We start from the raw sequence: 20,379 nt of genomic DNA on the forward strand, positions 1-20,379 counted from the left end.
ACCGGGCGGTGGTCCTTTTTTTTATTTGTAAGGTGCATTCTGGTCGAGATTACTATTCTTCCTGATCTCCGCCACCGGTATCGGTAGCAAATATTTTGAAGAATCATAACTGCGATCCTGCATATTGAATACATGATATACAAACGGATGGCCCGCCACCATGGAACCTAATACCTCTATGCCCTGGGCTGGCTGGTTGAAGAGAAAGGCAGAGCCATTCCATCTCCGTACATCAAAAAAGCGGTGCTCTTCAAACGCAAGCTCATAGCGCCTTTCATAACGATAGATATCCCACAGCGCCGCGCCGGTAGCAGTAGTAGCAGGCATTCCTGCACGGGTACGTACCTGGTTGATGCGGGTAATGGCATTTGCTTCATCGCCCAACAGCAAACTGGCTTCTGCATAGTTCAGCAACACTTCTGCATAACGGAAAAATATCCAGGACTGATCTCCGGAGAAGAATTGCGCATCCAGTGTTTTGTCCATGAACTTACGGATATAGTAACCAGAGAAAGTGCCATTCCAGTTTTCGATGGTGCTGTTCCGCGTATCGAGGCCCCAGATGCTGTCTTTGCCATTGGGCGACTCATATTTACCGGTTTGGATGATGCCCACAGGATCAGCCTGTGCAGCATCCGCCGGGCGGGCTTTCCATTTGGCGCCATCATAGAGGATGGTAGCGTAGAAACGTGGATCGCGGTTTGCGTAGGGCGCTTTCGCTTTTGCAGGATCATTCCATGAAAACGGCGTACCGTCTTTCATCTGGTAACCAGTCACGAAGTTTTCCAAAGGCACATTGCCTCCCCAGTTGTGATAACCGTTAGGACCATTGTAGAGGTCATGACGGGTACCGAGCAAGGCTTTATCATACAGTTTCACGAAGATCATCTCCACATTATCCTTATCTAAAAATACGCGCGCGTAGTTATCAGCAGCGGAATCAGTAGGATGATACAGCGCATAACGGCCCATCCTGATGATGCTGTCCGCAGCGGCGCGGGCCAGTGTGGCGTATTGTACGGTTTTGTTGGAGCCATTGCCCATCAGGGTATCAGCGCCGGTGTTGAAAGAAGCGCTGGCAGCGTATAACATCATACGCGATTTCAGTGCAAATGCAGCGGCGCGTGTGAGACGGCCTTTGCTGCCGATATCGCTATAGCTGTCTGGCAACAGCGCGGCGGCGCTGTCGCACTCCTGCCCGATGAAGTCCACACACCTGCTGAAAGAAGCGCGCCTTACATTTCCATAATCGCTGTGCTCACCATTAAGATTGAAGGTGTAAGTGATCAAAGGCACGCCACCAAAGTATTTCACGAGCATATGATAATACCAGGCGCGCATGAAATGTACTTCTCCTTTCATTCTTTTCAGCGCATCAGGATTGATCCCTTTTACAGAATCTATCTTTTCGAAGAACATGTTACAATTACGGATCACTTTGTAGTGACCTCCCCAGCGGCTGAAATCTCCCAATGCGCCGAAGTCGTCAGGTGTAACATTGCCCTGCACCACGCGGGAGGTGTTGTAGTCGTGGATAAAGCGGCTTTCGTCCGACATCGATGATAGCATTACTTCTCCAAAGCCGGGCCGCATCTGTGCGTACATATCGTTTACGAATGCCTGTATCAGGCCCTGGTCTTTCCACACATCCTGTTCACTGAACTGGTCCAGCGGCTTTTTGTCGAGGAAGTCTTTATTACAGGCCGCCATACCGCACATTAACAGGGCGCCCGCCATATATTTTATAAGCGTATTTTTTTTCATGGCTCGATGATTAGAAGGTTATGTTTAATCCCACGTTATAGATCTTCGTTTGCGGATAGTACTGGCCGCTGCCCTGAGGCGCTTCCGGATCGAAGATCTTCACTTTATCGATGGTGAGCAGGTTCTGGCCGCTCACATATACGCGGAAGTCCTGGATGCCTACGCGTTTGCAGAGTGCTGACGGAATGTTGTATCCGATATCCAGTGTTTTAAGACGAGCATAGTTGGTATTCCAGTACCAGAAAGTGTTCTGTCGGTTTACCCAATACTCACGGTCACGGTCATACGCTCTTGGCCAGCTGGCGTCGGTGTGGGTGGGCGTCCAGCGGTCTTTTACAAATGCGTCGGGGAAGTTGCCTATCAAACCGGATTCTGTGCGGATATACTGGCTGGCGCCGGCAGCTCCTTGCCACAGCATGGTGAAGTCGAAGTTCTTGTATTTAGCGGTAAGCGTAAGACCGAAGATCCAGGTAGGATACTGTGTGCGGTCTATTCTCACGCGGTCCAGATCATCGATCTTTCCATCTCCGTTCACATCTGCAAAGATGATATCTCCCGGACGTGCGCCAGAGATGTGCGGTGTTTTATTCACCTGGTCCTGATCTTTGAAGATGCCCACTGCTTCCCAGTACAGTGGCGCTTCGATCTGCTTGCCGGTAGCTTGCTGCCATGCAGGCACATTCGGCTGTTCTGCCCAGTAGAGTATCTTGTTTTTCGCACGGGTAACAGTTCCTGTTACCTCGTAGTGGAATTTCCTGATATCATTTTTATGACTCATCACCAGGTCAAAGCCCTGGTTTTGTACGCGGCCAATATTTTCATCGGGCAGCGTAATACCGGTGTAATCGGGCACCTGCGCATTACGCGGGATGAGGATGTTGGAACGGCGGGAGTAAAAATAATCTGCTTCGATGGAGAGTTTATCTTTAAACAATTTCGCTTCGATACCTGCATCGTAGTTATTCGCTACTTCCCAGGTGATGTTTGGATTGGGCGTACGCACCTGGTACAACGTTTTGTTGAGGTCTGTACCAAACATCACACCGCCGCCGCTCAGCGCATAGGTAGTGATGTACTGGAAATTGGGTATCTGGTCGTTACCCATCTGGCCCCATGAGGCGCGTACTTTAAAGTAGCTGACAGTGGGAATATTTTCTTTCCAGAAATTTTCGTTAGACAGCACCCATCCTGCGGAAGCGCCGGGGAAGAAGCCATAGCGGTGATTGCTGGGGAAGTTCTGCGAACCGTCGTAGCGACCGTTGAAATCAAAGAGGTATGTTTCCTTGTAGTTATAAGATACACGGCCGAAATAGTTGCGGCGGGCATATTCAATACCGGAACCGCTGTTATCTTTTTCTCTGTCGCCGCCAACAGACAGCTGATCCAGCTTATCGGAGATGAAGTACTTACGGCTGGCGGCGAAGTTGTCGCCTTTGATATTGTTCTGTTCTACTGCGAGGAACCCGCTGAAGTTATGTTTGCCGAAAGACTTTACATAGTTCAGTTTGAGGTTGACGGTAGAGCTCCTGTTAGAGAAGAAGGCTTCGTTAAGCTGTGGCGCGCTCACCCCTCTGGACGCGGGATTCAGCTTATGCGCAGAAGGATCGTTGGGATCGAGGGTATAGAGTGTCCAGGGCTTCACGAAGTTCTTCTGGAAGTCGAAGTTCTGATCGTAAGCGAAGCTACCATCTACAAACATCCCTTGTACCCATGGGATATTGATCACTGCGGAGAAGGTTCCGTTCACGACGTAGTTTTTATCGAACGTGTAGCCGATAGCGTTAGTACCGGTTACAACGGGGTTGTCGCCGTATTCGATATCCGGGCCGGGCAAACCATTAGGCCAGATGGCATTTTCGGTAGGGCGGCCGCGCATCAGCGCACGGAAGATAGAGCTGGCGCTGCGTGGCGGGAAGTTCCTGTTTTCTAGACGGCCGGCCAGATCGAAGCGCAGGCGGATATTGTCGGTCACCACTGCATCCAGGTTGGCGCGCACGTTTTGTTGACGATAGTTGGTAGCGCTGTTCTTATACAAGCCATCCTGGAACAGCGATCCGAGCGATACATAGTAAGTCATTTTTTCGGAGCCGCCACTCAGCGAGAGGTCATGCCTGTTTTGCAGCGATATCTTTTTGATCACGGCATCATACCAGTTGGTGTTAGGGTAGAGCCATGGATCGGACCCATCGCCGAACTTTTTGATCTGGTCGGGCGTATAGCGCGGGTTATCGCCACCATACTGCAGTATTTCGTTCACCACCTGCGCATACGTAGGCGCATCGGCCATTTTAGGCAAACGGGTAGGTGTTACGAACGACTGGTTAAAGCCATAGCGCAGCGTGGGCTTGCCGCCTTTACCGCGTTTGGTGGTAACGAGGATAACGCCGTTGGCCGCGCGGGAGCCATAGATGGCGGCGGCGGCATCTTTCAGGATGGACACGCTTTCGATGTCATTCGGGTTCATGCGGTCGAAGCCATCTCTGGGAAAACCGTCTATCACCACCAGCGGGTCGCTGTTGCCCAGCGTGCTGCGGCCACGGATGAAGATCTTGGAGCCATCATAACCGGGCTCACCGCTTTGGTTCACCGCAATGATACCGGGAATGCGGCCCACCAGCGAGTTTGAAATGTTGACGTTAGGCGATTGCTGCAGCTCGGAACCCTTTACCATGGATACTGCGCCGGTTTTGGTCACTTTCTTCTGCGTACCATAACCAACAACTACATACTCATCCAATGTTTTCTGGTTTTCTTTCATCACAATGATGATACTGCTGCGTCCATCTACTTTTACTTCCTGCGAGTCGAAGCCGATGTACTGAAAAACAAGTACAGCGTCTTTACTTACATCTGTGATCGTGTAGTCGCCTTTAGCATCGGTAGTAGCTCCTTTCTTGGAGTCTTTCACCAATACAGTCACACCAGGCAAGGGATTGCCATTCAGATCTTTTACTTTTCCCTTGACGGTGATATGGGCTTGTTGCCAGACGGTGGGCAACGAAGGATTGGCGCTGAGCGGGTGAGCGCTCGCCAGAAGACATAGCAAAGCTATCGCCTTCCCATAACGTGGAACCATAGTGCGTAGAATTTGGGTTGATAATATCAGTTTTTACAATATCAGTTTTTCGTTGGATAGCCTCTTTTCATCGCTTAACGGGCTTATCACATCTATCAGCCAATTTATTCACAAAATCATTAATTATTTTCTAAAAATAAGCGTATTTCAAACCCGTTTTTTAAAAAAACATATAATATAAAAGAAGTATTTAAAAAGACGGGGGTTTTCGCATAATTTTATAGTTATCAGCGTTATTTATCAAAGCCCTTCCCCCGGTTTATGAAAAGCTTATACTACCTTGGAACCATCTTGCTCTCATGTCTGCTGCTATTCTCCTGCAGCAAGGAAATGAGCAGGGAAGGTACAGGTCCGGTAAGCACCTGCGATTACGCTCCTTACACGCAAGGCTCTACTTTCACTTATCTCAATTTCAATCAGGCAAAAGATTCCGCCACCTACACGCTTACGGTTGATGGAGATACGACTATCAACGGAAATGTGTATAAAAAACTGCGGGACGACAGTGTGTTCATGTGCTCCGGCTGCAAAGACGGCACCTATTCGCAAGTGGCCAGCATCATGAGTTTCCAGGGATTTAAAGCCAGTGATCTCCGCCTCAATTATCTGAAAGATTTTCTTCCTGCGGGCAGCGTCTGGAAAGACACCATCACCGCCAGCAACGGTACTATCGCTACCACCGGCGTGTTGCAATATACCATCCTCGGCAAGGGCGCAGGCAAAACGGTTAACGGTAAAGCCTATACGGACGTGATCACCGTACAGATGGAAGCCGCTGCCATAGTGGGTGGCAACCCGGTACCTGTGGGCATACTCTCCACCAGCTACTATGCAAAGGGTGTGGGCCTCATCGAAGCCGACCAGGCGCAGGACACCACCATCCTGCTCTCCTACCGCATCAATTAATATTCATTACGGATCATCGTCAGGAATTTTTCTACCGCTCTTCTCACGCTGCTGGCGCTGTCTTTATTGTTGTTCACCAGTACGCTGAACACCAGCGTTTTATTTTTCCTGGTTACCAGGTAACCGCTCAAAGCCACGCTACCCGTGAGCGTGCCGGTTTTTGCATGTACAAACTGCTGCTGGTAATAGTTGCGCAAGGTGCCTTTGCCGCCGGTAGGAAATATATCCCAGAGCCTTTCTTTCGGAAACTCTTTGAATAGCTGTGTGAGCACAGTAACAAAATCGCGCGGCGTGAAAAGGTTATAGCGCGAAAGCCCCGAACCATCCACCCATTGCGGGACCTGTGGCAATGCCTGCAAATAATTATCGAGCATATGCGCGATGGCGCGTTTGGTGCTGATGCTGTCCCAGAGCAGTGCCGCGCACATCATCAGTGTTTGCTCTGCGAAGAAATTATCACTGCGGTGCATCATGGGGATGAAGAGAGAATCTGCCGGGATGCTGCGCAATATTTTGTACGAAGCGCGGGGGGCAGTAACGGCAACGCCTATACTTTTATGAAGCGTGTCTTCCAGCCGCTCGCGCAGGTCCTGGAGGGAGCCAGTAATGAAAGGCACTTCTTCTTTGGTGACGGATTTGTCTTTGCGGTTATATTGCAGGAAGAAATGATTGCTGCGTTCATCCCGGCTGGTAAGGGCGCTGCTGCTGGTATCATCCGCGGTTACAGCCAGATCATAGTTACCGGGGGAGATATAAGTAGTATCGTTATGATGATAGATACGCGCCACATTGCCATACATAGGCCACTCAGTAAGTTCGGGCTGGTAGTCGTCCGCAAAATCGTTCCAGGCCCATCCCGGGCCATAACGCTTGTTGCCATTGCCTGCCGGCACAATGTATATTTGTTTCTTTGTTTGCTGCAGCAAGGAAAGCAGCGGCTGAAAAGTGTAATCAGGATGCAGGAAAGAAGGATCGGCCATGCCTTTCACAAAAAGCGCCGTATCATTTTCATAATAACGGGCAGCAGGCAGCGAGTCGCCCAGTATCTTCATGCCGGCATAGAGTGAGAATATCTTTGTGTTGGAAGAGGGTGTAAAATATTTATCATCCTGGTATTGATACCAATACTTTCCCGTAGCAGGTTCATAGATGCAGATACCGGCGTGTGCGGCTTCCAGCGGGGCATCGTGCAGGAGCTGTGCATTGGCCCATTTGGCGATGGCGGTTGTTTGTGCATGCACACTTACAACCAGGATGCAAAGCGCCGCTGTAAAGAGAGAGATGATTTTCATAGCACAAAAATTACGGATTTACAGGGATATTTAATGGAGAAGCCCTTGAAGCGCTTCGGGCGCTTCAAGGGCTTCTCCTTCATTCGTATTGATACATTAGCTGAAATACTTGGTGATACCGGGTTTCGCGTAAGCGTAGTTGCCGGATGCATCGGGCATTACTGGCGGCTGTGCATCAAAGGCATATACTTTCGGATGTATATCCAGGCCGGAATTGAGTGCCACGTTCCAGTCGATCACCTGTCCGGAATAGGTGGCCAGGCGGCCGATGATGGCCGACAATGTTGCCTGCGCGCCTCTTTCTGCATCCTGGAATTTGTATTCTCCTTTCGCGATGGCGGCAAACAGTTCATCATGTTCTGTTTGATAAGGGTTGTTCTCTTTCGCTTTCTTATCAAACTGGAATAATACTTTTCCTTTGTGGTCCACGATCCTGGCCTGGTCGCAGAAGATGCGGCCTTTGGTGCCGATGATCTCTTCATCTACGCGGCTGGGCGCATCTTTCCAGTGGCGGCATTGGCTGTTCATGATCACGCCATTGGCGAAGCGGTATTCTACGGCATGGTGGTCAAATATTTCACCAAACTCCTTGCCGGTGCGCACGGCGCGACCGCCCATACCCAGCGCGGTTTGCGGCGTAGCGTTCATGAACCAGTTGCCCACGTCGATATTGTGGATATGTTGCTCTACGATATGATCGCCGCAGAGCCAGTTGAAGTAATACCAGTTACGCATCTGGTATTCCATTTCAGTGTATTCAGGCTTACGCGGCTTTACCCAGAGCGCGCCCTGGTTCCACCATACGTTCATAGATACAACATCGCCGATGATGCCGTCCTGCGCACGTTTATAGAGCTCGCGGTAAGAGTTCTGGTAACGGCGTTGGAGGCCCACTACCACGTTAAGTTTCTTGGATTTGGCCACAGCTGCGGCATCCAGCACTTTCTTGATACCCGCAGGATCAGTAGCTACCGGCTTTTCCATGAACACGTGTTTGCCTTGCCTGATGGCTTCTTCAAAGTGTATAGGCCTGAAACCCGGAGGGGTGGCCAGTATTACCACATCGGCCAGCGCGATGGCTTGTTTGTAGGCATCGAAACCGATGAATTTATTTTCTTCTTTTACCGCCACCCTGCTGGCTTTATCGCCCAGGGCTTCTTTGATATTGTTGTAGCTGTCCGCCAGTCTGTCGGGGAAGGCATCTGCCATAGCTACCAGCTGCACATTTTCTTTTGTGCTGAGGGCTTGCGTAGCGGCGCCTGTGCCACGGCCACCACAGCCTATCAGCGCTATTTTGATCACATCGGAAGAACCCGAAAAATAATTGGCTTTAGATAAGATGGGCATGGCCAGCAAGCCTCCTGCCAGCAGGGAAGACTGCTTCATGAAATCGCGGCGGCCCTGATCGTGGAATTTTTGTTTGTCCATAGATAATCAGATTTAAGGAATGAGTTTTAGCGTGCTCCTTTATATTTGTCAATAATGTCGGCAAAGAATTTCTCCGCTTCCTCTTTTGTGGGCTGGCGTACGGGCTGTACGATGCGGAAACCTACGAAAGGCGCGTCAGCATTCCACCAGGAGCTTTTAGGTATCTGGGGGTCGCGGCGGTTCCACACGGGATCAGACTTCACCCTGGCGGCGCAGCGCAGCTGTGCAGCGAAATCATCGAAACTGCCGCCTTTGAGTGTGCGCGGTGTTTTAGCTGTGGGCACTGTCCAGGGATTGTTGTCGCTGGCATTGGCCACTCCTTTCTCATCGTATTGATCCATGGTCCATTCTTCCACATTACCAAGCATGTCGTAAAGGCCCCAGGCATTGGGTTTCAGCTGTGCTACCTTGTGGTATTTATCTTCGCTGTTACCTTTATACCAGGCATATTCTTTCAGCTTTGACGTATCGTTACCGAAAGGATAAGCGGTGGATGCGCCGGCACGGCAGGCATATTCCCATTCGGCAGCAGTAGGCAGGCGATAGAAGATGCCGGTTTTTGCATAGAGCCAGCGGCAATACATCAATGCCCCGTATTGACTCATGCTGTTGGCCGGAAAGCCGCCAGCCTTACCCATTCCCAGCGTCAGGTCGATGTAGGGCGGGCTTGGGCGGGTCATACCATCGGGGATGGGAGTCTTATCTTTTTCACTGTCGGCATACACATCATATTCATCAAATGTTACTTCGGTGGCGCCCATGTAAAAGTCGTCGATCTTTACTTGTTTGGCGGGGCCTTCATCAGCATGACGGCCTTTTTCTGTATCGGGGCTACCGAGTGTGAAGGCGCCGCCTTTGATGGGCACCATGCGGAAACGTACGTCTGTTCCGGGAATTTTCTGTTCGTAAGCATTGAAACCCTGTTGGGCATTTTGCGCAATCGCAGTCTGGCTAAGCATCCCGCCCAGCAATACGGTCACATACAGTCTTCTCATCTAACGTGATTAAAAAAATATAAGTGGGTGAATTTAAAAAATACAATGACGTTTGCAATATTTTTTTGATGAACGCGAAAAAATGGCCCTGATTTGAAAAATCTTCATCAATATTAGTATTTCTATGTAAAACCTGTTAAATTTAGTCCCGTCCTTTATACACTTAATCTACGCGTTATGGAAAGACGAAAATTCTTGCAACAAGGCACGCTGGCAGGCATCTCCGCGATGGCGCTGGGCGGCATCACAGGCAGCGCCAAAGCCGCTGCCGCCGCGGGTTCCGGCCTGTCTGAAAAACCCTTCCAGATGAACTATGCGCCGCACGACGGCCAGTTCAAAAATAATGGCGGCGCCAGTTTTCTCGATCAGATAAAATTCATGTATGACCAGGGCTTCCGGGCCATAGAAGATAATGGCATGCTGGGCCGCGATGCCGCCGAACAGGAAAAGATCGGCAACCTCCTCGCCCAGAAAGGCATGACCATGGGCGTTTTCGTAGTGGATACCGGTAACAACTGGAAAACTTCACTCACCACCGGCAAACAGGAATTTAAAGACGCTTTCCTGAAAACCTGCCGCGAATCCGTTACAGTGGCCAAAAGAACCAATGCCAAATGGATGACCGTTGTTCCCGGATTCTTCGACCGCAGCATTCCGATGGGTATTCAAACCGCTCATGTAGTAGATGCATTGCGCCGCGGCGCAGAGATATTCGAGCCGCATGGCCTTGTAATGGTGCTGGAACCCCTCAGCGATACGCCCGAACTCTTCCTCCGCACGGCAGAGCAGAGCTTCGAAGTATGCAAGGCGGTGAACAGCCCGTCCTGCAAAATATTATACGATATCTATCATATGCAACGCAACGTAGGTAACCTGATCCCCGTGCTGGACATGTGTTACGAAGAAATTGCGTATATCCAGATTGGTGATAATCCCGGCCGTAAAGAACCCGGCAGCGGAGAGATCAACTACCGCAACATCTTCAAACATCTGCATCAAAAAGGCTACAAAGGCGTGCTGGGCATGGAACATGGCATGACCGGCCAGGGTAAGGAAGGAGAGATCGCTTTGATCAAAGCATACAGAGACGCAGATAATTTTTGATAATTACGAATTGCGAATTAAGAATTACGGCTTTATGGGGAGATCATGTGATCTCCCCATAAAGCCGTAATTCTTAATTCGCAATTCATAATTATTTTTTCGTTATCTTAATTGACAAAAGCTTTTTTCATATGGGTTTTTTAGTGCGCATTCTGGTGAGCGCTTTAGCTGCGATGTTAACTACATACTTACTTAAACCGGCCGTGAGGATCGACAGTTTTGTTACCGCCCTCTTACTCGCGCTGGTATTGGCTTTGCTAAACGCGCTGGTAAAACCGCTGCTGGTAATATTCACCTTTCCGGTCACCATCATTACACTCGGGCTGTTCCTTTTTGTGATCAATGCCATCATTATATTGCTGGCCGCCAAGATCGTTCCCGGTTTCAAGGTAGACGGTTTCTGGTGGGCCATGTTGTTCAGCATCGTGATGACGATCATCAACAGTATCATGATCTCGCTGGCTGGCGGCAACAACAACAACTAGGCTTTCCTTTGCCAGTTAAATATCCAACGCATGTATTTCGATCGGTCCAATATCAGTGACACACAGCTGCTGGCCTTTTACAGATCGCTTGTATATCCACGGCTGATAGAGGAAAAAATGCTGCTGCTATTACGGCAGGGTAAGATCAGTAAATGGTTTTCAGGGATCGGGCAGGAAGCCATCGCCGTAGGCGCCACGCTGGCGCTGGATGCAGATGAATGGATCATGCCGCTGCATCGCAATCTCGGCGTATTCACGACCCGGCATATGCCGCTCGACAAACTGCTACTGCAATGGCAGGGCAGCGAAAATGGCTACAGCAAAGGACGTGAGCGCTCTTTTCACTTTGGCAGCAGCGCGCATCATATCTGTGGTATGATCTCTCACCTCGGGCCGCAGCTCTCCATCGCTGATGGCATAGCCCTCGCCCACCGCCTCCGTAAAGAAAAGAAAGTAGCGCTCGCCTTCACCGGCGAAGGCGGCACCAGCGAAGGCGAATTTCATGAAGCGCTCAATGTGGCCGCAGTATGGGGTTTGCCGGTCATCTTCCTGATCGAGAACAACGGCTACGGCCTGAGCACGCCGGTACAGGAACAATACCACTGCGCACGGCTCGCCGATAAAGCCATCGGCTATGGCATGGAAGGCGTCCGCATCGATGGCAACAACCTGCTGGAAGTATATCAAACCATCCGCACGGCGCGCAACTATGCCATCAACGAAAACAAGCCGGTGCTCATCGAGGCAATGACCTTCCGCATGCGTGGCCACGAAGAAGCCAGCGGCGTGAAATACGTGCCCCCGGCCCTTTTCGAGGAGTGGGGCAAAAAAGATCCCATCGCGCAATATGAGTCTTTCCTCCTGTCTTCCCAACTCATCACCGAACAGGAACTGCAACATGTCCGCGAAGAGCTGAAACAGTCCATCGATGCCGAAGTGGCCAAAGGACTGGTAGAAACGCCGCTCATCCCCGACACACAAGCGGAACTGCATGATGTTTATGCGCCGGCGCCCTTGCCCATCGCGGCTTCCGGCCCGGGCGCCGACAAACGCTTTATTGACGCCATCTCCGAAGGATTGCAGCAGTCTATGGAAACGTATCCCGAGCTGATCCTCATGGGGCAAGACATTGCCGAATATGGCGGCGCCTTCAAGATCACAGAAGGATTTGTGGAGAAATTCGGTACGGACCGCGTGCGCAATACGCCGCTCTGCGAGAGCGCCATCATCGGCGCCGCGCTGGGCTTGTCCATAGCGGGTTTCAAGAGTATGGTGGAAATGCAGTTCGCTGATTTTGTAACCTGCGGATTTAACCAGATCGTCAACAACCTCGCTAAAATACACTACCGCTGGGGCCAAACGGCCGATGTGGTGATCCGCATGCCCTCCGGCGGCGGCGTAGGCGCAGGGCCTTTCCACTCACAAAGTAATGAAGCCTGGTTCACACATGTGCCCGGCCTGAAGATCGTATATCCCTCCACCCCAGAAGATGCCAAAGGGCTGCTGACCGCCGCCATCGCAGACCCCAACCCGGTCCTGTTCTTCGAACATAAAGCACTGTACCGCAGCATCAGCGGGCCGGTGCCTGAAAAATATTATACTACCGAGATCGGAAAGGCACGCCTGGTGCAGGATGGCGAAGATGTAAGCATCATCACTTATGGCAGCGGCGTACATTGGGCCACCGACTATGCCCGGCAACACCCCGAATTGTCTATTGCCATCCTCGACCTCCGCACCTTGTTGCCGCTGGACTACGACGCTATTCATAATGTGGTAGCCGCCACCGGCAAAGTGCTGGTACTGCATGAAGACACGCTCACCGGCGGCTTCGGCGCCGAGATCAGCGCCTGGATCGCCCAGCACTGCTTTCACCTGCTCGACGCCCCCGTGATCCGCTGCGCCAGCCTCGATACCCCGGTTCCCTTTGCCCTGCCCCTCGAAAAAAATTTCCTCGCCAAATCCAGGCTGGATGGCTATCTGCAACAATTAACAGCCTGGTAATTGGGAATTTAAAACCGAATGCTTTAATTTGCACCCGGATAATAATAAACTCGTTATACTATGTTGATGAATCTTTTAACAGTAGTAAATACCACCAACTTTTATAAAGTAGGTGACGCTATTGGTCATTTTTTCGCTCCGGTAGCCATCATCGTTTTTGCAATAATGTTCGTGTATGCCTGGGTTAAATATGCAAAACCTTGATCATTCATCCGTTTTTTACATCGCATTATAATAAAGAAGGCTACCCTGCGAGGTAGCCTTCTTTATTATCAACCCTTGAGAAGCTCTTCTATCAAGGCTTTCAGCTCCGGCGTAGAGGGCCGCGGCGCATCTACATTCACGATCTTGCCGTTTTTATCAAACACCATAAACCGTGGAATGCCATTGATACCATAGAATTTGGTGATATCGCTCCAGCCATTCACAAATAACTGTACGCCTTTCATTTCCTTTTCTTTTACAAAGGCTTTCCATTTTTCTTTGTCTTTGCCTTCGTCAACAGACACGCCTACAAACGTGACATCCTTGCCGTTCATTTCTTCCTCCAGCTGTTGCAGGTGCGGCAGCTCGGCCTTGCAGGGGCCGCACCAGGTGGCCCAAACGTCCACCACCACTACTTTTCCTTTGAGGTCGTTGAAGGATACGGGCTTGCCGCTCAGGTCCTCGCCGCTGAAATTGAAACCGGCTTCTCCTTTCGAAAATTTACGTACCGACTTTTCATATTCGAGGTAGCGCTTTTTCTCTACATCGGTAGCAAGATATTTTTTCACCGGCTCGATAGCCGCGATCAACGACTCATAGGTCCTGTAGCTACCGAGGCTGCTGGTGATGAACAGTGCCTTTACACGATCGCTGCAAAATCCGTCCACACCCTTTTGGAACATCTCCTGGGGTTTGGGCCTGTCGGCTGCAGTCTTTGTCAGCAGCAGGTTGTAGGTGTTGTAGAGACGTAGCAGGTCTTCTGCTTCGGCCAGTTGCAGCAGTTTATCGTCGCAGTATTTTTTATCCTGCACAATGGTTTTGTAATAGGCCGGGTAATCCTTCAGCTGCGGGTGTTCGGAATGCGGGATGAGCAGGAAGCGTAATGCGGCATGCTCAATATCCACGTCTGTGGCGAATTTCAGCAGTTCGTTGAAAGATTTGTTCGGTGTGTTCACTGTTTTTTTGAAGGCGGCTACTTTGGGCAGCGTTTTTTCCAGCGTGGGGAAATACGATTTGTAAGTAACGGTATCCATGCCCATGGCAGGTTTCAGCACTGGCGCTGCCAGCTCGTTCCATTGTTGCAGGAGCTTGTTTTCGGCAGAACCGGATTTCACCGTATAGGCGGCGCCGTTAAGTTCAACGTTCAGCTGGTCGCCGGGCTTCAGGTATACGCGAACACCATTGCTGCGGGCGGCAGACGAGAGATAATAGAACCCTTCCTGCGGGTGGGGCAGCGCAAAGGCAAAGGCGTGCTTGTCATCTACCCACGCAGACGCCACCTCTTTGGTTTTGCCTTCTTCTACGGCCAGCAAGGTGATCTTTTCTACTTTGACATCAGCTGAAATACCCTGGATAACGGTAACGGGTACACGGGCGGGTTTCTGGGCCAGGAGGGCGCCGGGTAGCGCCATGCAGGCCACAACCGGCAAGAGCCGGTTAAGGTTCATGTGTTTCATGGTGTAATGGTGGTTTTATGGTGGTTCGGTCGTAAAAATAATATGGCGGGGCGAAACTTTCACCACATTGTGGCTAACGGCGCAAAACAGGGATGCATTATTATTCCGGCCGGATGTATTGATTGTAGAATTGTTCGGTATAGGCCAGGTTCTCTTCATCAAAACAAACCAGCACTACTTCTTCCAGGGAAGTTGCTTCTTCTTCTAAAAATTTCACGATGGTATCCATCGCGATGCTGGCAGCGAGATCTTTGGGGAAATGATAGATGCCAGTGCTGATATTGGGAAACGCGATAGAACGGAGATGATGTACAGTAGCCAGTTCCAGCGAATGACGGTAACAGTTGGCCAGCAGCTGTGGTTCCTGTTTGTTGCCGCCGTTCCATACGGGACCTACGGTGTGGATCACATACTTTGCGTGCAGCCGGCCGCCGGTGGTGATCACAGCTTCGCCGGTTTTGCAGCCGCCCTGGCGGGCCACAATAGCGCGGCAGTCTTCCAGGATGGCCGGCCCGCCTGCACGATGGATAGCGCCATCCACGCCGCCACCGCCCATCAGCGAGGAATTAGCTGCATTCACGATGGCATCGGTTTCCATCTTCGTTATATCTCCTTTGATAACCGTTATTTTCTTGTTCATGCTCAGATCGTTCTTACATATACCAGTTTCCCTGTTTTCTTTCCACTGTCGCGGATATCTATTTCAAAGTTGGGAAAACTTTTGATCAGTTGAACCAGTTTGTTGTAGCCGTAGTTGCGGGAGTCGAAATCAGGTTGTTTTTTTAACAGCAGGTTGCCCAGCTCGCCGAGGTAAGCCCATCCGTCTTCATCCGCGATATCATTGATGCTGGAAGACAGCAGGGTGATCACTTCTTTATCGGCTTTGCTGATCGCTTTCTGTTTCTCTTTGGCGGAGCGCGGCTTTCCGCCGGTTTCAGTTTTCTTTTCTTTGAGCTGCAAGATTTCCAGGTAGATGAATTTATCGCAGGCGGAGCGGAAGGCGCTGGGCGTTTTACGTTCGCCCATGCCGATCACGTACATGCCGGCTTCGCGCAGGCGGGTGGCCAGGCGGGTGAAATCGCTATCGCTTGATACGAGGCAAAAGCCATCTACGCGGCCAGTGTAGAGGATATCCATCGCATCGATGATCATAGCGGAATCGGTGGCATTTTTGCCGGAAGTATAGCTATACTGTTGAATGGGTGTGATGGCGTAATCGAGCAGCACGCTCTTCCAGCCAGCCACTGTGGGTTTGGTCCAGTCGCCGTAAATCCGCTTGAATGTGGGGTTGCCGTATTTGGCCACTTCTTCGAGCATGCCTTTGATATTGTGATATGGGATATTGTCGGCATCGATGAGTACGGCCAGCCGCAGATCTTTATTATCTTCTTTATTGTCCATGGTGGTAGTTTTTAAATAAAAACGTGTTAGCTACAAGCGTTGTGGCTGCAACTAACACGTTGTAAATCTTTATAGGGGAAATTATTTCAGATAAGAACGGATCATCCAGGCCATTTTCTCATGTTTTTCCATGAGTCCAGTCACGAAATCGCTCGTGCCTTTATCCTTGTATTTTTCGTCGAACTCATCGATCAGGCGGCGCAGGTTGCGCACAATGGTTTCATGATCGTTCAGCAGGGATTGCAGCTGTTTTTTCTGGTCGTTGGTATATTCTTCTTCCAGGAGATGGGTGAGCTTGAGCGCATCTACAAGGCGACCTTCTGCATAGTGACCGATTGAACGGATCCTTTCAGCAACTTCATCACCAAATTCTTCCAGCTCTTCATATTGCCCTTCATAAAATTTGTGCATTTCCATGAAGTTGGGGCCTTCAATATTCCAGTGGCAGTTACGGGTTTTAGCATAGATCACCAATTCATCCGCTAATACTTTATTCAGTTCCAACGCAATTTCTTTTGCATGTTCAGGAGCAACACCGATGTTTACTTTCATATCATTGAATTTTTTGGTTATAGTAAATATACTAAATCGGAAAACAGTCTCACATGACGATTGTCAGGATTTAACAGCCGGTTAATATAAACAGGGAACAGGTATATTTTGTTCGGCATGTATGCGGGTTTCCGGAGATCAATTACTTTGCGAAAATTGTACCATAGTCGCTAATTTTGCAGCATGTATCAGTCGACTGAGAGAATTTATAATTTACAGTTCATCCTGCTCTGTCTTAGCAACGCTCTATTCTCTGCCAGTTTTAATATGATGATACCCGAGTTACCTGCGTATCTTACCAAACTGGGTGGAGCCGATTACAAGGGATATATCATTGGTTTGTTTACCTTGATGGCAGGGCTTTCCCGGCCTTTCAGCGGCAAGCTCACAGATACGATCGGCCGTGTGCCGGTGATGGTGTTCGGGTCGCTTATCTGCGTGGTGTGCAGCCTGATGTATCCATTGGTAAGCTCCGTAGGTGCATTCCTGTTGTTACGTTTCTTTCATGGCTTTTCTACAGGCTTCAAGCCTACCGGCACATCCGCCTATGTATCGGACCTGGTGCCCTTTACCCGCCGCGGCGAGGCAATGGGCATGATAGGGCTGGCCAGTACCATTGGTATGGCGGTAGGCCCGGCCATTGGCGGCTGGGTAGCGTTGCATTGGAATATCAACGTGATGTTCCAGCTTTCGGCCGCATTTGCCTTGCTTTCCGTGGTGATCCTCACTGGCGCGATGAAAGAAACATTGCCCAACAAACAGCGCTTCCGTTTCTCGCTGCTGAAGATCTCCGGCGACGAGCTTTTTGAGCCTCTGGTATGGGCGCCAGTGATCATCACTTTCCTTACGTACTTCAGCTATGGCGCCATTCTTACGGTGATCCCCGATTTCAGCGCCTTTCTGGGCATTGCCAATAAGGGCCTGTTCTTTACTTTCTTCACCGGCAGTTCTATCGGTATCCGTTTGCTGGCCGGCAAGGTATCAGACCAATATGGCAGGGTGCCAGTGCTGAAAGTGGCCACCCTGCTGATTGCGGCTTCCATGCTACTGATGGCTTGCTCGTCCGGCGGCATCCTGCTGATGTCTGGCGCAGTGTTGTATGGTATTGGCGTGGGCCTCAATTCTCCGGCTGTTACCGCCTGGACGGTAGACCTGGGGAATCCGCAGTTCCGTGGCCGTGCGCTGGCCAGCATGTACATTGCTATGGAAGCGGGTATCGGGCTGGGGGCTTATCTTTCCGCTTTCATTTACAATAACAATGCAAGCCATTTCCCGCTCACATTCTATGTGCTGGCAGGCATCTCGGTATTAGCCACGCTGTACCTGGCATTTATTTACAAGCCTAAGGCTGCCACTACCTGATCATCCCGCAACAGGCTTCAGGTCACGGAAAAATTGTTCAAATACAATTTTATCGTTCTCCGTTTGGTATACGCATACCTCGCTAAAGCGCCGTGGGCCTACGTTTTTGATATCTATCTCCATCGTGAGGATGGTAGTGAAATAACTACCGGCAAACTGCGGTTCTGAAAAATGCACGCTGATGATGCTATTGAGATTATCCAGGAACCTTTGCTCTTTTGCGTGCATGTTAGTGGCGCCGATGGTTTTGGAGCCATCAGGGTCAATGCTTACGATATCGGGATGATATAGCTCCTGTTGGGCCTGGATAAACTCCCCTGCTGTGCACAAGGCGATCAGCCTTGAAGCGATAGTAACTGCTGACATAGTTTCCGTTATTTTATGGTAAGGATGGTGATGGCGTTTCTCCCTCTTCTTCTGATGTTTCCGGTTCCACGATGAGGGTTTTCGGCATTTCTTTTTTGTTGTCGAGGCCCAGGCGGCGCATCCTTTCTGCGCGGCCTACCAGGTTGCCATGGCCGGTGGTCAGTTTGTTGATGGCGGCTTCATAAACGTGCTGGCTGCGTTTCAGGTGCTCTCCTATCAGGGCCATATCTTCAGCAAATCCGATGAACTTGTCGTACAGCGCACTGCCTTGCCGTACGATCTCTTCGGCGTTCTTGTTCTGGTTATCGAGGCGCCACATATTGTCGATGATGCGCAGTGTGGCCAGCAGCGAGGGCACGCTCACCAATATGATACGGCGGCGGAAGGCGTAATCATAGAGATCTTCATCGGTTTGCATGATGGCCAGCGCGTAAGCTGGTTCTATCGGAATGAAAAGGATCACGAAGTCTGTCGTGTTGCCGTAAAGGTCATGATAGGCTTTGCGGCTCAGTTCATTGATGTGGTTTTTCACGGATTGCAGGTGCATGCGCAGTGCTTGTTGCTTTTCTACTTCGTTGGTGGCGCTGCAATACTGCTCATATGCTTTCAGTGAAACCTTTGAATCGATCACCAGCTGGCGGTTTTCAGGCAGTTGCAGCACGAGGTCGGGCTTGCGCAGCTGGCCGCTGGTGTCGTATTGAGCATCCTGGGTAACGTAGTGGATTCCTTTTTCAAGGCCGGAGGCTTCCAGCACTTTTTCGAGGATCATCTCGCCCCAGTTGCCTTGTTTTTTGGTATCGGCTTTCAGTGCATTGGTGAGGTTATTGGCCTCGCGTGATAAGGTTTGATTCAATTGCAGCAAACGTTGCAGTTCATTTTTCAGTTCCGCACGTTGCGAGGTTTCCGCTACGAGCGATTGTTGTACGCTGTGACGGAAATGGTCGATCTTGTCTGCCAATGGCTTGAGCAGGTCGTCCATTTTGGCCTGGTTCTGTTCCATGAAGGTGCCGGAAATGCGCTGTAGCAAGTGCTGCGCCACGTTCTCGAACTGTAGCTGAAAATCGTCCTGCATCTTCTCCATGCGCTCTTTTTCATTGGTCAACTGAGCATGCAGGTGCTTGTTCTGTTCCAGGATACGGCCCTGTTCCGACATCAGCTGGGCAATTTCTTCGTTTAGCCGTTCAAGTTGTTCCTGCCGCTCCTGTAGCTGGGTACGCCTGTCGTCCAGCGTGGTTTGCAGATACTCCTGCCGGGCTTCCAGTTGGTGGTAACGTTCCTGCAATTGTGCATTGGCGCCCTCCAAAGCCCGCTGGCGCTGCTTTGCGGTGAGATACAAGTAAGCCAGCATCAGTGCCAGCAACCCCATAACAATCGATAAAATCAACATGATAATCTTCCCCCAACGTAATATTCGTATATCTCTACGCATTCAATCTGCGCTCTCAACGGTGTTTTTTTATAAACCCGATCTCTTCCCGCGATGCGTTCTCCCATTCCAGCATCTCTTCCAAAAATTTCTCCACATAACGTGTAATATAAGGCCCATCTATTTCTTCCGGCTCCACAGTATCCAATGTGCTAGTCTTGGGGCCTTCTTCTGTAATGCCATCCACAAAAGGATAGGCCACCCAGATAACGATCTGACCATTGCGCGATTGTGAAAACGACAACAGCCCACCTTTCTTCATCTTCTGTACAATGGCGTTGGGCGTCTTTTCCACAATACCGCTGGGGGTATAGTTGAACATTACATACACCGACTCCATATTTTGCCATGCCTCATTCACTTCAGCCTTCCAGTCGAACATCGGGAAACGCTCTACCAGCTTGTTTAATTCACCGAGGATGAATGCCCGGGTGATGGTATGCCACTGGTTACGCCTTTCTTCAATCCTGAAAAATATCTGCGCCAGCTCCTGGCCCAGCTTTTCAATATTGTCCATATCTTTTTTTATTGAAGTTACTGGAAAAAAAATTCCCGGC

At 50.3% G+C, this 20,379-nt stretch carries 17 protein-coding genes; 5 read left to right on the plus strand and 12 right to left on the minus strand.

The features are described 5' to 3' along the window. Nucleotides 1–21: 21 nt before the first annotated feature. Together FPG75_RS18210 and FPG75_RS18215 are read right to left on the minus strand one after the other, a co-directional pair. Nucleotides 22–1,764: a RagB/SusD family nutrient uptake outer membrane protein gene (locus FPG75_RS18210; protein WP_143308566.1), complete on the minus strand. Its 1,743-nt coding sequence runs from the start codon at nucleotides 1,762–1,764 to the stop codon at nucleotides 22–24. Nucleotides 1,765–1,774: 10 nt separating this feature from the next. After that, the gene (locus tag FPG75_RS18215) at nucleotides 1,775–4,840 is read right to left on the minus strand and encodes a SusC/RagA family TonB-linked outer membrane protein (RefSeq protein WP_143308568.1); all 3,066 of its coding nucleotides are present in this window, start codon (nucleotides 4,838–4,840) and stop codon (nucleotides 1,775–1,777) included. Between the two features lie 261 nt (nucleotides 4,841–5,101). Here FPG75_RS18215 and FPG75_RS18220 point away from each other — a divergent pair, with 261 nt between their 5' ends. Beyond that, nucleotides 5,102–5,746 (plus strand): hypothetical protein, encoded by a 645-nt coding sequence (locus FPG75_RS18220; protein ID WP_143308570.1) that lies wholly within the window; start codon nucleotides 5,102–5,104, stop codon nucleotides 5,744–5,746. On the opposite strand, the gene FPG75_RS18225 is transcribed toward FPG75_RS18220, so the two are convergent. From FPG75_RS18225 to FPG75_RS18235, 3 genes are all read right to left on the minus strand, one after another. After that, nucleotides 5,743–7,038: a D-alanyl-D-alanine carboxypeptidase/D-alanyl-D-alanine-endopeptidase gene (locus tag FPG75_RS18225; protein WP_143308572.1), complete on the minus strand. Its 1,296-nt coding sequence runs from the start codon at nucleotides 7,036–7,038 to the stop codon at nucleotides 5,743–5,745. The two genes, FPG75_RS18220 and FPG75_RS18225, sit on opposite strands and share 4 nt — an antisense overlap. Nucleotides 7,039–7,134: 96 nt before the next feature. Further along, nucleotides 7,135–8,466, minus strand: a complete 1,332-nt coding sequence (locus FPG75_RS18230) for a Gfo/Idh/MocA family protein (RefSeq protein ID WP_143308574.1) — start codon at nucleotides 8,464–8,466, stop codon at nucleotides 7,135–7,137. Between the two features lie 26 nt (nucleotides 8,467–8,492). After that, entirely contained in the window at nucleotides 8,493–9,461 is a 969-nt protein-coding gene (locus FPG75_RS18235) for a formylglycine-generating enzyme family protein (protein ID WP_143308576.1), read from the minus strand. A 177-nt stretch (nucleotides 9,462–9,638) separates the two neighbouring features. Here FPG75_RS18235 and FPG75_RS18240 point away from each other — a divergent pair, with 177 nt between their 5' ends. From FPG75_RS18240 to FPG75_RS18250, 3 genes are all read left to right on the plus strand, one after another. After that, nucleotides 9,639–10,565 carry a hydroxypyruvate isomerase family protein gene (locus FPG75_RS18240; protein ID WP_143308578.1) on the plus strand — a complete coding sequence of 309 codons (927 nt, stop codon included), beginning with the start codon at nucleotides 9,639–9,641 and terminating at the stop codon, nucleotides 10,563–10,565. A 131-nt stretch (nucleotides 10,566–10,696) separates the two neighbouring features. Further along, nucleotides 10,697–11,050 (plus strand): phage holin family protein, encoded by a 354-nt coding sequence (locus FPG75_RS18245; RefSeq protein ID WP_143308579.1) that lies wholly within the window; start codon nucleotides 10,697–10,699, stop codon nucleotides 11,048–11,050. Nucleotides 11,051–11,080: 30 nt separating this feature from the next. After that, the gene (locus FPG75_RS18250) at nucleotides 11,081–13,054 is read left to right on the plus strand and encodes an alpha-ketoacid dehydrogenase subunit alpha/beta (protein WP_143308581.1); all 1,974 of its coding nucleotides are present in this window, start codon (nucleotides 11,081–11,083) and stop codon (nucleotides 13,052–13,054) included. A gap of 272 nt (nucleotides 13,055–13,326) precedes the next feature. Here FPG75_RS18250 and FPG75_RS18255 read toward each other — a convergent pair whose 3' ends face one another. The 4 genes from FPG75_RS18255 to FPG75_RS18270 all read right to left on the minus strand — a co-directional run bounded on the left by FPG75_RS18255 (nucleotide 13,327) and on the right by FPG75_RS18270 (nucleotide 16,668). Then, on the minus strand, nucleotides 13,327–14,715 hold the full coding sequence (locus FPG75_RS18255; RefSeq protein WP_143308583.1) for a TlpA family protein disulfide reductase: 1,389 nt from the start codon (nucleotides 14,713–14,715) through the stop codon (nucleotides 13,327–13,329). 100 nt (nucleotides 14,716–14,815) lie between these two features. Next, complete coding sequence (locus FPG75_RS18260; RefSeq protein WP_143308585.1) at nucleotides 14,816–15,355, minus strand: O-acetyl-ADP-ribose deacetylase; 540 nt, start codon at nucleotides 15,353–15,355, stop codon at nucleotides 14,816–14,818. A gap of 2 nt (nucleotides 15,356–15,357) precedes the next feature. Continuing rightward, complete coding sequence (locus tag FPG75_RS18265; protein WP_143308587.1) at nucleotides 15,358–16,116, minus strand: NYN domain-containing protein; 759 nt, start codon at nucleotides 16,114–16,116, stop codon at nucleotides 15,358–15,360. Between the two features lie 81 nt (nucleotides 16,117–16,197). Beyond that, nucleotides 16,198–16,668 (minus strand): Dps family protein, encoded by a 471-nt coding sequence (locus FPG75_RS18270; RefSeq protein WP_143308589.1) that lies wholly within the window; start codon nucleotides 16,666–16,668, stop codon nucleotides 16,198–16,200. Nucleotides 16,669–16,851: 183 nt separating this feature from the next. On the opposite strand from FPG75_RS18270, the gene FPG75_RS18275 reads away from it, so the two are divergent. Beyond that, complete coding sequence (locus FPG75_RS18275) at nucleotides 16,852–18,030, plus strand: MFS transporter (RefSeq protein ID WP_143308591.1); 1,179 nt, start codon at nucleotides 16,852–16,854, stop codon at nucleotides 18,028–18,030. Here the strand turns inward: FPG75_RS18275 and FPG75_RS18280 are convergent, their stop codons facing one another. From FPG75_RS18280 to FPG75_RS18290, 3 genes are all read right to left on the minus strand, one after another. Continuing rightward, the gene (locus FPG75_RS18280) at nucleotides 18,031–18,396 is read right to left on the minus strand and encodes a SnoaL-like domain-containing protein (protein ID WP_143308593.1); all 366 of its coding nucleotides are present in this window, start codon (nucleotides 18,394–18,396) and stop codon (nucleotides 18,031–18,033) included. 13 nt (nucleotides 18,397–18,409) lie between these two features. Beyond that, entirely contained in the window at nucleotides 18,410–19,762 is a 1,353-nt protein-coding gene (rmuC, locus tag FPG75_RS18285; protein ID WP_161596843.1) for a DNA recombination protein RmuC, read from the minus strand. Between the two features lie 76 nt (nucleotides 19,763–19,838). Further along, nucleotides 19,839–20,339, minus strand: a complete 501-nt coding sequence (locus FPG75_RS18290) for a hypothetical protein (RefSeq protein WP_143308597.1) — start codon at nucleotides 20,337–20,339, stop codon at nucleotides 19,839–19,841. Between the last annotated feature and the right edge of the window lie 40 nt (nucleotides 20,340–20,379).

Origin of the sequence: Chitinophaga vietnamensis, assembly GCF_902167635.1 — a bacterium.
Classification (GTDB): domain Bacteria; phylum Bacteroidota; class Bacteroidia; order Chitinophagales; family Chitinophagaceae; genus Chitinophaga; species Chitinophaga vietnamensis.

Excerpts from the sequence above, each read along its gene's own strand:
- FPG75_RS18270 (WP_143308589.1), bottom strand. The coding sequence starts at position 16,668 with ATGAAAGTAAACATCGGTGTTGCTCCTGAACATGCAAAAGAAATTGCG.
- FPG75_RS18215 (WP_143308568.1), bottom strand. The coding sequence starts at position 4,840 with ATGGTTCCACGTTATGGGAAGGCGATAGCTTTGCTATGTCTTCTGGCG.
- FPG75_RS18235 (WP_143308576.1), bottom strand. The coding sequence starts at position 9,461 with ATGAGAAGACTGTATGTGACCGTATTGCTGGGCGGGATGCTTAGCCAG.
- FPG75_RS18255 (WP_143308583.1), bottom strand. The coding sequence starts at position 14,715 with ATGAAACACATGAACCTTAACCGGCTCTTGCCGGTTGTGGCCTGCATG.
- FPG75_RS18260 (WP_143308585.1), bottom strand. The coding sequence starts at position 15,355 with ATGAACAAGAAAATAACGGTTATCAAAGGAGATATAACGAAGATGGAA.
- FPG75_RS18280 (WP_143308593.1), bottom strand. The coding sequence starts at position 18,396 with ATGTCAGCAGTTACTATCGCTTCAAGGCTGATCGCCTTGTGCACAGCA.
- FPG75_RS18290 (WP_143308597.1), bottom strand. The coding sequence starts at position 20,339 with ATGGACAATATTGAAAAGCTGGGCCAGGAGCTGGCGCAGATATTTTTC.
- FPG75_RS18275 (WP_143308591.1), top strand. The coding sequence starts at position 16,852 with ATGTATCAGTCGACTGAGAGAATTTATAATTTACAGTTCATCCTGCTC.
- FPG75_RS18225 (WP_143308572.1), bottom strand. The coding sequence starts at position 7,038 with ATGAAAATCATCTCTCTCTTTACAGCGGCGCTTTGCATCCTGGTTGTA.
- FPG75_RS18265 (WP_143308587.1), bottom strand. The coding sequence starts at position 16,116 with ATGGACAATAAAGAAGATAATAAAGATCTGCGGCTGGCCGTACTCATC.
- FPG75_RS18230 (WP_143308574.1), bottom strand. The coding sequence starts at position 8,466 with ATGGACAAACAAAAATTCCACGATCAGGGCCGCCGCGATTTCATGAAG.
- FPG75_RS18250 (WP_143308581.1), top strand. The coding sequence starts at position 11,081 with ATGTATTTCGATCGGTCCAATATCAGTGACACACAGCTGCTGGCCTTT.
- FPG75_RS18240 (WP_143308578.1), top strand. The coding sequence starts at position 9,639 with ATGGAAAGACGAAAATTCTTGCAACAAGGCACGCTGGCAGGCATCTCC.
- FPG75_RS18220 (WP_143308570.1), top strand. The coding sequence starts at position 5,102 with ATGAAAAGCTTATACTACCTTGGAACCATCTTGCTCTCATGTCTGCTG.
- FPG75_RS18245 (WP_143308579.1), top strand. The coding sequence starts at position 10,697 with ATGGGTTTTTTAGTGCGCATTCTGGTGAGCGCTTTAGCTGCGATGTTA.
- rmuC (WP_161596843.1), bottom strand. The coding sequence starts at position 19,762 with ATGGGGTTGCTGGCACTGATGCTGGCTTACTTGTATCTCACCGCAAAG.
- FPG75_RS18210 (WP_143308566.1), bottom strand. The coding sequence starts at position 1,764 with ATGAAAAAAAATACGCTTATAAAATATATGGCGGGCGCCCTGTTAATG.